Annotated in this window: 19 protein-coding genes; 17 read left to right on the forward strand and 2 right to left on the reverse strand. The window is 70.2% G+C overall.

Annotated features, from left to right (window positions below; all coding sequences use genetic code 11):
- From ACZ59A_RS42500 to ACZ59A_RS42580, 17 genes are all read left to right on the forward strand, one after another.
- A complete protein-coding gene (locus ACZ59A_RS42500) occupies positions 1 to 582 on the forward strand; it encodes a hypothetical protein (protein ID WP_470970592.1) in 582 nt (193 codons plus the stop codon).
- Positions 583 to 659: 77 nt separating this feature from the next.
- Positions 660 to 1,520: a hypothetical protein gene (locus ACZ59A_RS42505; protein ID WP_470970593.1), complete on the forward strand. Its 861-nt coding sequence runs from the start codon at positions 660 to 662 to the stop codon at positions 1,518 to 1,520.
- Complete coding sequence (locus ACZ59A_RS42510) at positions 1,517 to 2,941, forward strand: ATP-binding protein (RefSeq protein ID WP_470970596.1); 1,425 nt, start codon at positions 1,517 to 1,519, stop codon at positions 2,939 to 2,941. Before ACZ59A_RS42505 ends, ACZ59A_RS42510 begins: the two co-directional genes overlap by 4 nt.
- Before the next feature lie 70 nt (positions 2,942 to 3,011).
- Entirely contained in the window at positions 3,012 to 3,524 is a 513-nt protein-coding gene (locus ACZ59A_RS42515) for a hypothetical protein (RefSeq protein WP_470970598.1), read from the forward strand.
- 166 nt (positions 3,525 to 3,690) lie between these two features.
- Positions 3,691 to 4,560, forward strand: a complete 870-nt coding sequence (locus tag ACZ59A_RS42520) for a hypothetical protein (RefSeq protein WP_470970600.1) — start codon at positions 3,691 to 3,693, stop codon at positions 4,558 to 4,560.
- Positions 4,557 to 4,823: a hypothetical protein gene (locus ACZ59A_RS42525; protein ID WP_470970602.1), complete on the forward strand. Its 267-nt coding sequence runs from the start codon at positions 4,557 to 4,559 to the stop codon at positions 4,821 to 4,823. Before ACZ59A_RS42520 ends, ACZ59A_RS42525 begins: the two co-directional genes overlap by 4 nt.
- A gap of 52 nt (positions 4,824 to 4,875) precedes the next feature.
- Entirely contained in the window at positions 4,876 to 5,352 is a 477-nt protein-coding gene (locus ACZ59A_RS42530) for an RRQRL motif-containing zinc-binding protein (RefSeq protein ID WP_470970604.1), read from the forward strand.
- A gap of 83 nt (positions 5,353 to 5,435) precedes the next feature.
- Entirely contained in the window at positions 5,436 to 5,678 is a 243-nt protein-coding gene (locus ACZ59A_RS42535) for a hypothetical protein (RefSeq protein ID WP_470970606.1), read from the forward strand.
- Complete coding sequence (locus ACZ59A_RS42540) at positions 5,678 to 6,304, forward strand: GGDEF domain-containing protein (protein ID WP_470970609.1); 627 nt, start codon at positions 5,678 to 5,680, stop codon at positions 6,302 to 6,304. Before ACZ59A_RS42535 ends, ACZ59A_RS42540 begins: the two co-directional genes overlap by 1 nt.
- Positions 6,305 to 6,756: 452 nt before the next feature.
- Complete coding sequence (locus tag ACZ59A_RS42545) at positions 6,757 to 7,128, forward strand: hypothetical protein (protein ID WP_470970611.1); 372 nt, start codon at positions 6,757 to 6,759, stop codon at positions 7,126 to 7,128.
- Positions 7,129 to 7,198: 70 nt separating this feature from the next.
- A complete protein-coding gene (locus tag ACZ59A_RS42550; RefSeq protein WP_470970613.1) occupies positions 7,199 to 7,984 on the forward strand; it encodes an NUDIX domain-containing protein in 786 nt (261 codons plus the stop codon).
- A gap of 211 nt (positions 7,985 to 8,195) precedes the next feature.
- Entirely contained in the window at positions 8,196 to 8,549 is a 354-nt protein-coding gene (locus tag ACZ59A_RS42555) for a hypothetical protein (protein WP_470970615.1), read from the forward strand.
- On the forward strand, positions 8,546 to 9,103 hold the full coding sequence (locus tag ACZ59A_RS42560; RefSeq protein WP_470970617.1) for a hypothetical protein: 558 nt from the start codon (positions 8,546 to 8,548) through the stop codon (positions 9,101 to 9,103). The genes ACZ59A_RS42555 and ACZ59A_RS42560 overlap by 4 nt, the downstream gene beginning before the upstream one ends.
- Positions 9,103 to 9,945: an AAA family ATPase gene (locus tag ACZ59A_RS42565; RefSeq protein WP_470970620.1), complete on the forward strand. Its 843-nt coding sequence runs from the start codon at positions 9,103 to 9,105 to the stop codon at positions 9,943 to 9,945. Before ACZ59A_RS42560 ends, ACZ59A_RS42565 begins: the two co-directional genes overlap by 1 nt.
- Positions 9,946 to 10,071: 126 nt before the next feature.
- On the forward strand, positions 10,072 to 10,662 hold the full coding sequence (locus tag ACZ59A_RS42570) for a hypothetical protein (RefSeq protein ID WP_470970622.1): 591 nt from the start codon (positions 10,072 to 10,074) through the stop codon (positions 10,660 to 10,662).
- Positions 10,663 to 10,803: 141 nt separating this feature from the next.
- Positions 10,804 to 11,367, forward strand: coding sequence for a hypothetical protein (locus tag ACZ59A_RS42575; protein ID WP_470970624.1), 564 nt, complete (start codon positions 10,804 to 10,806; stop codon positions 11,365 to 11,367).
- Positions 11,368 to 11,451: 84 nt separating this feature from the next.
- A complete protein-coding gene (locus ACZ59A_RS42580) occupies positions 11,452 to 12,171 on the forward strand; it encodes a hypothetical protein (RefSeq protein ID WP_470970627.1) in 720 nt (239 codons plus the stop codon).
- A gap of 6 nt (positions 12,172 to 12,177) precedes the next feature.
- Here the strand turns inward: ACZ59A_RS42580 and ACZ59A_RS42585 are convergent, their stop codons facing one another.
- Positions 12,178 to 13,176, reverse strand: coding sequence for a hypothetical protein (locus ACZ59A_RS42585; protein ID WP_470970629.1), 999 nt, complete (start codon positions 13,174 to 13,176; stop codon positions 12,178 to 12,180).
- Positions 13,173 to 13,814, reverse strand: coding sequence for a ParA family protein (locus ACZ59A_RS42590; protein ID WP_470970631.1), 642 nt, complete (start codon positions 13,812 to 13,814; stop codon positions 13,173 to 13,175). The genes ACZ59A_RS42585 and ACZ59A_RS42590 overlap by 4 nt, the downstream gene beginning before the upstream one ends.
- Positions 13,815 to 13,949 lie beyond the last annotated feature (135 nt).

Here is a 13,949-nt window from a genome sequence, read left to right on the forward strand (position 1 = left end):
ATGAGCGAGTCCGAAGCCCCCGCCGAGAGCGGCGGGGAGATCGAACCGACGAACGTACAGACCGGCGCCGAGGTCGCCGCGTCCGGTGCGCCCGACTTGCCGGCCCCCAATGGGGAGGTAGTTGCGTCGGCCGGGGGCGAGGATGCGGACGCGCCGGCCGATGACGGTGATCTGCCCGTCCTGCGCGGCGGGCGGATCATCGACGTCATCTCGGACGCGATGACGTTCACGCTCGTCATCGCGCGCCTGGGGATCGCGGCGGTGGCGATGCGACTGCTCTCGCAGGCCGTGAAGGGTGCGTACTCGTACGTCGAAGACTGCGCGAAGACCGTCGACGGGCTCTCCGACATCGCCGCGTCGCTGGCCGTCGATGACTCGGTCACCTCGTCGCACCATGACGCGGCGGCCACGATGCGCGAATCCCTCGCCCTCGCCGAAGCGCTCTCTGACGAGGCGGCCGAGATGTCGACCGAGTTCGACAACGCGGCCGGCGCCCACGAGTCGGACTACGGCGACGTGAACGAGGCGATGCAGGCCGGGCCGTACGACGTCGCCGAGCGCGAGTGGTACAGCAACCGCTGATCCGAATCCGCCCCTGAAGGCGCCCGGCCCGCACGAGGGGCCGGGCGCCTTCCGCATACCTGAAAGGAGCGCCGGCGATGCCGCTGCGCACGTACATCGAAACCACCCGCCGCGCCGGTGCGGCCGCGGTCAGCGGCGTCGGCCGGCTCGCAACCCTCGCGGGCAGCAGCGCCATGGCGGCAGGGCTGTTCACCGACGCCGGCACCGTGCCAGCGATCATCACCACGATCGCGGCCGGACTGGCCGGGGCGTTCCTGTCACCCCGGCTCCAGCTCGCCCACCCGATGAAGAAGCCGATCACGTTCGTGATCTACCTGACGCCGCACACCGTGCTCGTCTCGAACCTCGTCACCGAGCTTGTGTGGGACGCGACCGAGGGTCGGCTGGCTCAGGGCGGCGTCGCTGTGCTGTGGACTGCCGGAGTGTGGTGGCTGCGCCCCGGGCACCTCGCGAAGCGCGTCGCGAAGTGGCCCGAGCCCACCGTCGAGACCGACGAGACCGAGGGCACTGAGGACGCCACGGGCGCCGAAGTCGAGCCCGCCGTCGCGATTCCCGACGATCCGGCGGGCCGATGGTGGGCCCTGAACGCGGCGAAGAAGGGCGGCGTCGCCGAGGGCACACGCGTGGTCGGTGTGCGGGCGATCGAGGACCGGCGCCGCGCCGCCGTCGCGCTCGCCGCGATCGAGCAGGGCGAGCCCGTACCCGACATCAAGATCAAGCGCCTGTCGGCCCTGATGAACGTGCCCGAGCAGCTGCTTGAGGTACAAGCGATCCCCGGGTACGGCGCCGGGGTCGCGATGCTGCTGATCGGCCCCAAGCCCGAGGCGGGCCCGACGCCCGACGAGGACGTGTGGGCCGAGATCGGCCGGTCCGCGCTGCCCGGTGTGACGCTCACCGAGATCAACGAGTACGACATGTCGAAGGAGCTCAGCCCGTGACGCCGGCAAGCCTCGCGAAGAAGCACGTCGAGGAAAAGCAGGTGATGCGCGAGTACATGCTGCGCACCAGGCCGGGCGGTGTGAAGGGCGCCGACCACGACGCCCTGTGTGACCTGCTGGAGGTCGAGGATCCCTCGCGTGTGATCTTCGAGCAGGGGCGAGGCCGGCAGGCAGTCGTCCGCGTCTTCCCCGTGAACCCGCTCGCGAAGATGCGCGCGATCACCCTCGAAGACCTTGAGATGGACGAGAACGGCTGCATCCGCATCGGCTCGTACTACGACGGCGAGCCGCTGCGGATGCGGGTCCACGACCCCGAGACCGGCAACGCGCAGCGCATCATCATCTTCGGCACGACCGGCGCCGGTAAGTCCCGCGCCCTTCAGGCGTTCCTCGCCGCGTGCAAACGCAACGGGGTCGTCGTGCACCTCGCCGACCTCAAAGGGGGGCAGTCCGTACCCGAGGCGAAGGGCAACGTCGCCACGCACGTGCGGACGCTGAAAGAGGCGATGGGCCTGCTGCGGGCCGCTGTCGCGAAGGCCGAAGCGCGGTTCAACCGATACGCCGACATGGGCCGCTCGGGCTTCCTGATCAACAACCCGGATCCGCTCGAATACGTCGTCATTGACGAGGCGAACCGCCTGCTTGAGAAGGGCAGCCCGTTCAGGGCCGAGGCGGCACGACTGATCAAGGAAATCGGACGCACCGGGCGCAGCGTCGGCATCGGCATCGTGCTCGCGGCACAGGCCGGACACCTTGACGAACTCGGTGGCAGCGACACGTTGAGGGCCATGCTGAAGGAAGGCGAGGTCATCCTTCTTCGGTGGTCGTCCCAGATGATGGCCTCTCTCGTGGGCGACGGCCTGCTGCCGTACGGAGAGAACCTTCAGCCCATCCCGAAGATCCTCGGCCGCGCCCGCCGTATCCAGCGATGGGGAGCGCCCGTCGACCGCAGCCAGGAGAAGCCGAACTCACAGGGGATGTGCTACCACCTGACATCGGCTCGCCCCACGTCGATGGCTCGCTTCTTCCTCATCGGCTCGTTGTCGCCGCATGAGGGGCACGACCCGGTAATCCGGCAGCTCTACGGGGCCGATCCAGCCCCGGGCGAGCCCCTGACGCTGATCTTCCCGCCGCCCAAGGAAGGCAAGGGGGGAACGACGGCGGCCGCCGACAGCGACGGCCTGGAGCACGACGAGGGCGACGAGAGCGAATCGCTGCCAGCGATGCCGAGGACCCTGAAGGAACGCATCATCGCGGCGCTCGGATCCGGCCCCCTGTCCGAAGCAGACCTTCTCGCGGCCCTCGATGAGGACGGCGGGAAGGAAGCGATGCGCGGGTCCGTGCGCACCACGATCAGCACCCTGCGAGGCAAGGACAAGGTCGCCCCGAAGGATGCATCCGGCCTGATCAGCCTCATGTGATCTATGGGCGCCCCGAGAACGGCCTCGGGGCGCCCTCCGCTTGCCCGTCCTGGAGGAAGGCCCCCAAACGATGCCGCACGTCCCCAACCGCGGAGCCGCGCCGCTCTCGCCGGCGCAGGAAGCGACCGCAGAGGCCCTGATCGAGGCCGCCCTGAAGATCCCCGCCATCCACACCGAGCCGCTGAAGTCGTACAAGGACGAGACCCCGCCGCGCCCCACCGGGGCACAGCCCGTACACCAGCCGGACAGCCGACACGTCCCGCAGTGGGCGACCGGTGTCGCCGTCGCCGGCACGGGGATCGGCGTGATGTCGATCGGCGTCGGCCTCGGCGCGAAGCTGTTCTTCGAGTCCGTCACGACCGACGGCGTGATCGTCATCGGCCTGATCGCCGCCGCCCCGCTCCTGCTCATCTCGGCTGCCAGCACCGTCCTGTCCAAGGTGAAGAAGACCACGCCGCCGGACGTCACGAACAACTTCAACGGCCCGGTGAGCATCAAGAACGACAACCGCACGTCGGTGCAGAACACGAACAAGCCCTTCAGCTTCCAGCGCACGACCAATTCGCGAACGTCACCCCGCTGAACCGGTTCTGAGCGCACTCTGTGCCGCCTCGACCCCGCGCCCGCTGGGGCCGGGGCGGTCGCAGTGGCTCCTCAACCACGCACCTCTCCCCTGCCCGGCCCGCGGCCTGTGCCTGCCCGCGAGCGGCCCGGCCGGGGCTCCAACTCGCATGCCGAACGGAGAACCCGTGACCACCCTCGACATCGACCAACAGCCGTTCTCGCTGAGCGACGCTCCGGGCTTCACGCCCTTCCACGGGGTGCCCGTCGTCGCGGTCGGCGAGTGCGAAGAGGCGCTGATCATGCTCGGCCAGCCGGACGAGCGCACGATCCTGGCCGCTACCTCCGCCCAGTACCGGACCATCTACGGCCAGCGCATCCTCCCCGGCCCCGCCCTCGACAACCTGTACCGAGGGATCCGCCGCACCTGGGCACGTGCCGTTCCCGGCGGCGACTACTGCCCCTGGCAGCTTGAGGAGACGGCCGACAGCACCCCCCACGCCCAGCCCGTCACGATCGTGAACGCCGAGTGGCTGGAGACCGAGGACGTAGCCATAGAGGAGGAGTGCCCCAACTGCGGCAGGGTCAGCCGGGCCACCCAATACAGGTGCTCGCCCGGCCGCATCGGCTGGTCGCCGGTACGCCGCTGCCGCTACTGCCCCACCCAGTGGCCCAGCGCCGACGTCTACCGCGTCTGCGTCTACAAGATGCGGTCCGCCCGGCAGCGGGATGACGGTGACGCGTTCGTGCGGTGCTTTGCGTGCGGCCCCGGTGAAGGCGCCATCGCGACTGGCCAGCCCATCGACCAACCGCTGTGCCAGACCTGCCGCGACCAGCACACCCCCGGCACCTGGCAGGCCCTCATCGCCGCCGGATACGCCACGGCGCACTCCGACGCCCAGCGCGACCGCTGGCTCTACACCGCGGCCCTGCGCGGCACCCCGCCGGCCGAAGCGGCGGCCGCGTGGACTGAGCGGTGCGCGCTGGTCCGTCGCCGTGCCCTTGCCGCTGGCCAGGAGACCAAGGACAAGACCGCGGACATGGAGGCTCGGCCGTGACGCCGCTGGAGCGGCTGTTGAGCGAGGAGCTGCCCACGGGAACCTTCGGCGACGGCGTACCGCCCTCGCCCACTCCCGAGCCCCCCGAACAGGCCCAGCCTCGCACTCCCGGTCACGTGGCAGCCGAGCACCGCCGGGTCCTCGCTGAGGCGCTCTGCGGCTGGGATTACGACCGCCCCCGCCGACACCTGCGCGCGGTTCCGAAGCCGGACACCAGCACCGAGCCCGCGACGGACCACCACCTGCTACCCGAGACCGGCTGACCGCCAAGGCGGGCTGGACGCCACCCGCTCACATCATCATCAGGAGGCATCCATGGCGCCCTCGAAACGGCCCGCCGCCTTACCCCCCGCCGCCAGGCCGCCCGTCCGGGACGTCGAGATCTACACCCGCAAGCCGTCCGGCGCTCTCCCGGAATACGACTGGAACAACGCTCCCGAGGGCCTGCTGACCAGGCGCCAGCTACGCGCGGCAGAACTACGCCCCGGCGGACACGATCCGGTCGCAGAACTCAAGTGCCGCCGGTGCTCATACCGGCCGCTCACTGAATGCACCCACAAAGCGGCGCTCTACGACATCGACTTGGCCAAGCCAAAGATCCCCATGACCTTGGCCAAGGAGGAGGCGCTGGACAAGGCGATGGCCGCCCGGCAGACCTGTCCCGAGTGCCGCCGCCGTTTCCACCACTGTCTTTCGACGTCGCTCGGCATCTGCCTGGAGTGCCACGACGGCACCCCTGCCGACCCCGACACGTACATCGCACCCTCCAGCGGTCACCAGCTGGCCGCCTGACCAACCGATGACGCACGCGAGGCGCGCCCTTCCGCCTGCAAGCACCGGGCGCGCCCCATCAACTCCACGAGGAGCGACACGAGATGACCACACCCACGACCACGACCGCAACCACCGCGGTACCGCCCGCGCCGGTCAGCACACCCAGCTGCCGGGACTGCGCCGGCCGCCCCGCCGAGCGGATCGCCCTGTACAGCGCGGGCGACCCGCGCGCCCTGGGCGAGGCCGACCGCGCGGCCGCGGCCAGCGGCCCGGGCGCCCATGTCCACTACGCCGCCCGCGGCGACCGATACGTGGTCGTGCAGCCGCACGGGGAGGCCCGGTGATGCTGGAGGCATTACTGTCCGCCGCTGCCATACCGGCCACCGGATGGGCCGTGCACGCGGGTCTACTGCACCGACGGCTGACCGCCGTACGACACGATCCGCTGTCGAGCCTGCTCACCCGCGAGGGGTGGAGTCGCCGCGCCCGCCGGATCATCCGCCGCCCCGGCGCCGCCGTGATCCTCATCGACCTCGACGGCTTTAAGGAGATCAACGACCGGTTTGGTCATGCCGCCGGCGACGCGGTGATCGCCGCGACCGGCGAACGTCTGGCCGCCTGGTGCGGCCGGGCCGGAGCCGCGGCCGCCGGTCGGCTCGGGGGCGATGAGTTCGTCATCGCCATGGCGAGCCTTGCCGCGGACGCGCTGACGACGCTGCGGACCGCGCTGGTCCAACCGGTCGAGCACGCCGGGCAGATACTGCGGCCCGGCGCCTCGCTGGGCGTCGCCCGCTTGGCCGACCTCGCCGAACCGACCCTGTCCTCGGCCTTGGGCGCCGCCGACCGCGCCATGTACCGGGACAAGGGCCGGACCCGCCGCGGCCGTCGACGCCCAGTGCTCGCCCCGATCGCCTTCGCGATCCGCAAGACCATCGCCCCGCTCGCCGAGACCTTCGGAAAGGCGGCGTAAGCGGCCATCGACACGACTTCCCGACCAACCCGCTCCCGCCCGGCTGCGACCCGCCGCCGCACCCGGGTCCGGCGCGGTCGACCCGGTCCTACCCCGACCTCGCCCTCCTGGTCCTGGCCGTCGCAGCCGCGATCTGCGGGGTGCTGCTCATGGTGATCGCCACGATCAAGGTCGCCGTCACCGCGGCCGCCGTCCTAGCGGGCGCGCCAGCGGTCCGGCTGGCGTTCGCACTCGCCGAGCGCTGCCTGCACCGACGGGACTGACCACCGCTGCGCCCCGCCCGACGGGGCGCAGTGCGTCATCGTCCCGGTCATCCGGCTGGCCGTTCTGCGGCCGTCCCAGTCACCTCCGCTGACAGGAGGAAGCCCCCGCCCCATGGTGGGCGGCCCGTTCGAGACGGGCCGGGGGCTCTGCGTGCAACTCGCGCGCTCACGTCGAAAAGGAGAACCTGCATGCCCCAGCAGCTCGTCACCCTGCAGACCGATCAGCCCTTGGTCCCGCAGTGCCGCCCCGCCACGGAACCGGCGCCCACTGTCGGGCTCCTCCCGTCCCTGCACACCGCGCCGGCGGGCGCCCTGGTCCACGTCCAGGGCCTGATCACGGCCGTGTCCTACAACCGGCATCACTCCTACCGCCGGGTGACCATCTCCGACACCACCGGGTCCGCGGTCGTCCACCTCGCCGACGACATCACCTCCCGCCGCAAGGGCGAGCTGGCAGTGGGGCGAGCCCTGGCTGTCATCGGCTGCACCGCCCCTGCCGAGGTCTACGACGTACTTGCGGCCAAATGGCAGACCGCGGACGTCTCCATGTCTCTGACCTGAGCGCCAGTTTCTGACCCCCTGTATCGCTACGTGAGACGGGCCGCACGCACCAGCCCGAATAGGAGAAATCATGAATGAGACCCGCTACACCGCTGACGTCGTGGCCCTCGACCCGGACCGCTACGTCCCGGTCGACCACCCCGGTGTGACCGTGCCCGAGGATCGGCGCAGCTGGTCGGTGAGCTGGCCGGGGTACGCACCGGTGAACATCACGCCGCCCGAGCTGCGGCCACAGGCGCTGACCCAGCACGTGCCCGGCTGGGCCGAGCGGCACGCCACACCGGACCTGGTGCACGACTGGGCCGAGCGGCAGGCCCACGCTCTGGTGCCCTTCGAACTTGAGCAGGGCTGGCCGCTGCACCCGCACGGGCGCACCGGCCGCACCGGACGGAATCTTGGCCGGTGGGGTGAGAACGCCGCCGCCGACCCCATCGTGGTCGCCGGAACCGGTGAGCAGCGGTGGGTGCTGCTGATCACCCGCGACGACATCGGCGTCGAGGCCATCCCAGGCGGCATGACCGAACCCGGCGAGACCGCTCCGGCCACCCTGCGGCGAGAGCTGCGCGAGGAGACCGGAATCGACCTCACCGACCAGCAGCCCACCATCCTCGGCCGCCAGGTCGTCGACGACTGGCGCACCACCGACCACGCCTGGGTCGCCTCCACCAGCGCGCTCTACCAGCTGCCCACGCAGATCACCGCCACCGCCGGCGACGACGCCGCCGACGCGGGCTGGTTCCCGTTCGGCTCCCTCGACCAGCTCACGGCAGCGGTCACCGCAGCCGGACGCACCCTCTACGCCGCGCATCGCCCACTGCTCCAGGCCGCTCTCGACCACCTCAACCAGCAGTCATGACCCTGCAACTCCCCAGCCGCACCAAAACCAGCCCTCGAAACCGCCCCTGAACTGGGGTTGCTGAACCCTGACCAGTCCTGACAACGGTGAAGGGCCCTACCGGATATCCGGCAGGGCCCTTCGCGCGCCCGGGTGGCCGCCTCGTGTGGCTGCACTCCACGGCCCCCGGGATCCGAACCCGCCCCACGGGGGCGAGAAGGAAGTCACCATCATGCCCGATCCCCGAGCGATCACCCTCAGCGACCTCATCGGTCCCGATCACGCCGGGCAGTTCCTGGCGGACCGGATATACGACCTCACCAGCCAAGACCTCATACCCCACGAGACGGCCGAGCGCATGGTGTGCTTGGCCGCGGCCGCCGGTGACCCGTGGATCCTCGCGGACGCCGGACAGCTATGGACCCTGCGGCCGGACAACGACCCCGCCCAGTTGCCCGCGCAGCTGTACGTGGTCCGCCGTACCAGCGCCGAGGTCCTGGTCGAAGACGAGCACGAGCAGCGGGAAACGCTGGGGCTGTCGATCCTCGCGGCCTACGACCTTGACCACTGGTACTGGGCGCGGTGAGCGCCCCCGCCCGTACGACCGGCACGCGGCACACATCGCGCACCGCCGACAGCGGCACCACGCCGGACCCGATCCTCGGAACCGGCCGCGTCACCCTCGCCCGGACCGGCGGAGGAGCCGGCCCCGACTGGGGCGCGTACATCCTGCTCTACACCACCCAGCCCATGCCCGGCGGCGGCCGCGCGGCGATCATCGCTACCGCCGCGCCCGACCACCCTGGCCTTGACCCCGCGTGGGGCCTTCACCAGCCGGTCACCCGCTACGCCGACCCGGGAACCGCGACGCGGCCGCTGTGGGACTACGCCGCCGCCGCGAACACCCCCCAGGGCCGCGAGCCCGCGGCCCGCTACGAACTCCACCTCGCCCTCTACCTGCTGGACGCGGCCCTGGCGCCCCGCTTGCTCCCGCAGCTGGGCGCCGTCGACCTCCCCGCGGCCGCGTGGGAGATCGCCCCGTACCGCACCATCCATCTGCCTCCGGGTGCCACCCACGCCGGACACACCGCTGTCCGGATCGGCCGCCTGGTCACTCTCACAGTCAAGGAGACCGCCTGATGAGCTACCCCCTGCCGCTCCCCGAGACCGGCGTCATCGTCCTCATCGGCGCGGCCGGCAGCGGTAAGTCGCACATCGCTGCCGCCTTCCCGCGCAGCTGGCGGCTGTCGCTCGACGTCTGCCGGGCCCGAGTGGCCGACGACGCCGGATCGCAGGCAGCGACGTCGGCCGCGGTGGCCGTCTTCGACGCGGCGCTCGCCGGCCGCCTCCAGCACCGCAAGCCGACGGTGATCGACTGCACCAACACCAACGAACTCCACCGCGTCAGCCTGGTCAATCGGGCCCACAGCCATGAGATGCCCGCCGTAGCGATCGTGGCCCGCACCTCGTTGGCGGCCTGCCAGATCCGCCAGGCGACCAGGCCCGCAAACCGGCAGGTGCCCCCGCACATCATCGAGCGGCAGCACCAGGGCGTGCCCAGCGGGCAGCAACTGCTGAGCGAGCAATTCGATCAGGTCTACGACGCCGACCGTCTGGACCTGATGCGGCTGCTCTTGGAACGCTCCGCGGCCGCCGGCCTCGACACCTTGGCCGATGTCCGCGCGACGTTCGGCTCGGACCTCGCCAACACCTTCACCTTCGACGCCAGCAGCGAGGACAGCCGCGGCACCTTCGCGGTCGCTGGGCGAGCCGTCGTCGCGCGCTGGTCGGACGACGGCGAGCCGTTCGATCACCACTGGCAGGCCCGAATCGACAGCGACACCTGCCCGGACTGCGGCCGGGCGCTGTGGGCCCGGGTCGCCGGCGCCCAGGACCTACTGCACGTCTACACCGGGCAGACCGGCAAGTTGCCCGACGACCCGCTGTGCCTTCAGTGCGATGCGCCCGACTACGCGGTCTGACGTGCTGCCCGATCCACCCGTCACGGCACGGGTGGTGAGGGGAGTCGGACAGCCCACAAAGCCGGCCACTCCACCCGCCCAGCGGCCACTGACTGGCCCACCTGATCACTGGAGAGAGATCACCCCATGACGCCCAACCGCCCCGCCATCGCACACCGTCTCGCCCTGTTCGGCGCCCTCACCGCGGTCTTCGGGGAACTGCATCCGCTATTCGATCAATGGGCGCAGAACGACAACGACGCCGCACACAAGGGCACCTACGGCGACCACCTGGTCTACCGAGACGGAACCGCGGTCGGGGACGAGAAGACCGACCGCACCGGCGAGCCGACCATGACCGCCACCAAGCTCGGCCGACGCTGCGCCGCGCGCCACGTCGCCTCGTACACCGTCGGCCAACTCGCCTCCACCGTCGCGATGACCCGCGCACTCGGCTACCGCGTCCCTGCTGGCGCCCTGCTCGCCGGAGCCGCGATCAACGCAGCCACACACCTGATCATCGACCGCCGCAAGCCGCTACTCTGGCTCGCCAACAAAGCAGGAAAGACCGGCTACATCAACCACTGCACCGTCGTACGCAAGCCCAACGGCCGCGCCGAGATCAGCGGCCCCGGGACCGCGCTGATGGAACTCGACCAGGCACTTCACCGAGCGATCGGCACCGCCGCCGCCCTCACCACAACGGTGCTCGCCACACGCAACTACCGACGCCGATGACCCGCTCCGCGCGGCCGCCGCACGGAGTGCTGATCGCCGACTTCACGCGCCGCACCGCCGCCATGGTGTGACGCGCTGCTCGCCTTCTCAATTCACGGCCCGGGGCCTCGCCCCGGGCCGGTTCACGTTCGAAGGGCTCAAATGGCATCCCCTGACTACATCAACCGACGCGTCAGCGACGTCACCGCCGAGCTGATCGCACACGGCCTACCGCTCACCACGCCCGCCGGTCCTCTGGCAATCGACCCCAACGGCTGGTTGATCCACAACCCGGCGGTCGACCGCACCAGCCCCGCCTGGTGCACCGCTGTACGCATGCTCGCCGACCATCACCACACACCGCTGATCGACCAGATCCCCACCGCGGACGCGCTCCTCAAAGACCGCGGCATCCGCGGCCTGGCCACCCTCCACCGCAACCTGGCCGGCGGCGCCCCGATCGACTACCGGTTCACCCGCTGCCCCTACTGCCAGGGCCTCGGCGAGGACCCCACCGAACCGAGCTGCGACGAACTCGGCTGCCGGGTGCCCGCCGACATCAGCGACCATCCCCACGGCTGCCCCGTCTGCCTGGGCGCGAACTGCGAACCCGAGTACTACGCGGAACAGCAGATGACCCAGGTTGAGCAACTGCTCGCCGACGCCCTCACCACCAGGACGCCGCCCCGCCGGACAGTCCTCCGCAGTCTGCTGCACCGCCGCTGAACGCGACGCTCCACCCGACCAGCCAGACCGCCGGGCGTCCCGTACGGGACGCCCGGCGGTCTGGCTGGTCGGGTGGAGCCTGTCTTGCCACTGCCACCCATCAAGCTGGTCAATCCGGGAGTGCGCTGCCCTCAGTGCCGCGGCACCGAGCTGGAGGCCGACATCCTGCGCTACTCCAGCGGCGGTGGCGCGGACGTCACCAGCTTCACCTGCAGCCGGTGCGCCGCCGCATGGGAGCCATGGGAGACGCCCTTCCCCGCGCCGAACTACGTGACCGCGTACGCCAGCGCCCCGCCCCTCACGGACGAGGAGTGCGAGCGGGTGCTGCTCGCCGCCGACATCAACAGCCGCGCAACGGTCGCCCTCACCAGCAATGGCCTATCCGTGCCCAGCGGCGACCACCGCCACCTCCTGCTCCGCAAGGCCGCCTGGCTCGACTGGGCCGCCCACGACCGCGAGGTGAGCTGGTACCTCGGCGTCGCCCCGCCATACAGGTCAACCAGGGCACCGCATGGGCCGATCAGGCTGCCCACACCCTCCTGGCCTGGGACCTGGAGCACGACCAGGACGACGTCGCCGGACCGATCGGCCCGGACTCCCCCACGTGGAACGCCGCCGGCGGAGCCCGCGCCTACGTACGACAGGAGTACCGCGCGCTACTCGACCAGCTACAGGAAGCCGAGGACCGCGCCGATATGGAGCCGCGCCGCGGCCCCGACGGCCGCCCGCTCTAGGGGCGTCAGCAACGACGAGGCCCCGCACCCCGGATCTACGGATCCCGGGTGCGGGGCCTTTTGTGTTTGAGCGGGCCTACACGTCCGGGAAGTTCTGGCTGGCGCGTGCCATGTGGTCGTGCAATCGCGCGGCCAGCTTGTCAGCACGGGCCTGATCGACCTTCGCTGCCTTCTTGTAAGCCGCCGCCATGCCGCGGGTCTTTCGGGAGAACTCGCGCGCCCCGTCCACGTACGCCTTGAACGCCTGGATCGGGTCGGCGGCCGCCTCCTTGTCAGCGGCCTCCTGCTCAGCCTGCTTCTTGGCCAGGTCGCGGACCCTCTCCGCGAGTTCTTCTTCGTTCAGCTCGACATCAGCCTTGCGGGGAATCTGCTGCACGATGCCGGTGATCGTCTTTTGGCTCACCTTGTCCTTGCCGGTGACTTCGGCCACCGTCCGGTACGCGTCTGCCGCGACGTTGGCGCCGTAATCCTCGCGCACATAGGTGAGCGCTTCAGCCGCCCGCTGACTGATCAAGAGGGGCCGTTCGCTCGCGGCTGGCTCCGAGTCCCGCATGCGGGACTGATCGTTCGATTCAAGTTCGAATCGCTGCGGCGCGGCAAGGATGGACGCTACATCAGCGCCCGAAATTTGACGGTAAGCGTTCGATGTCGACATCTTCGCCACGTCGTTGATGAACGCCTCAGCGGTGTCGTAGTCAGCGCGCCACAGCCGCCCGCGTAGCGCGATGTCCAGAGCCTTGGCCGCCACCCACCAAGCTCGTCGGTACTGGTCGAAGCTGCGCTGACACAGCTCCCAGCGCTCTTCCTCGTCGCGGCTGAGAGGGCCGTGAGCGTCGGGTGCATCGACTGCGGCCGGAAGATCCTCAAGCCGGATCATCGGCTGTGGCCGCCCCTGCGCGATGGCCTGCTCGTCCTGCACCACAGGAACGCCTGATCCGTCCCCGGGCCTCTCCACCACAGCAGGCTCCGCGCCGGTTTCACCGACCTCCTGAGCCGCTTGGGCCTCCTGGGCCTGCTGTGCCCGGCGCGCCTTGCGCTGCCGCCGCAGCTCCTCCGGGTCGACTGTCCTGCTCACTTCTTGATCAGCCCCCGCTGCTCCATCTCCGTCACCAGCTCATCAAAGTGCGTACCACGCGCTGTGATCGGCACGCCTTCCGCAGTGCTTGCGTACCGCTGGATCGCCGGGATCTCCGTCGTGAAGACGTTCCAGTCGTCGGCCAGCAACGTCTTGCGGATACCCCGGGGTGCCACCGTGCTGCCGGTCTGCACACGGCAGAGCAGCACCCAGGTCTCAGGCTTCTTCTTGTCTGCCCGCTTTGGAATCACTTGGTTGATGAAGAAGTCCATCGGCAGCTCATCCATGCGCTCAACATCGCTGTTCGTCGCCGCGCACGCCACGATCGCCAAGTCCGCCACCCGCAGCACGCTCCAGCCGATCCCGGCGTGGTTCTCAAGGTGTCCGCAGTCAACGCCCCCGATGTGCCCCTCGGGCAGCTTCAGCGGAGCTTCCTCGTGGAAGCGAGTGGACGCCGTCTTGTGCACCTCGAAGGGGTAACTGCCGTCCGGGCGTGCCTCCCACCAGCGATATAGCTGCTCGGATTCGTCTGCATCGAACCCGGTCACTGGGTAGCCGCGCTCATGGAGGGCGTGCAGCAACCACGCCATGATCGTGCTCTTCCCCGTCGATCGCGGGGAAATGGTGGCGATGAACATGGTCGGCACGATACTTGGCAGACCATGGTCGATTCGCTGATGACCAGCCTCCGGGCGCGCCAATCGATATCCTCGCGCCCTCAGACGCGGATGACTGGACCAACCACCCGGTGCGCTGCCCGGCGAGGACGACCA

Source organism: Streptomyces sp. NPDC040405, from assembly GCF_055595765.1.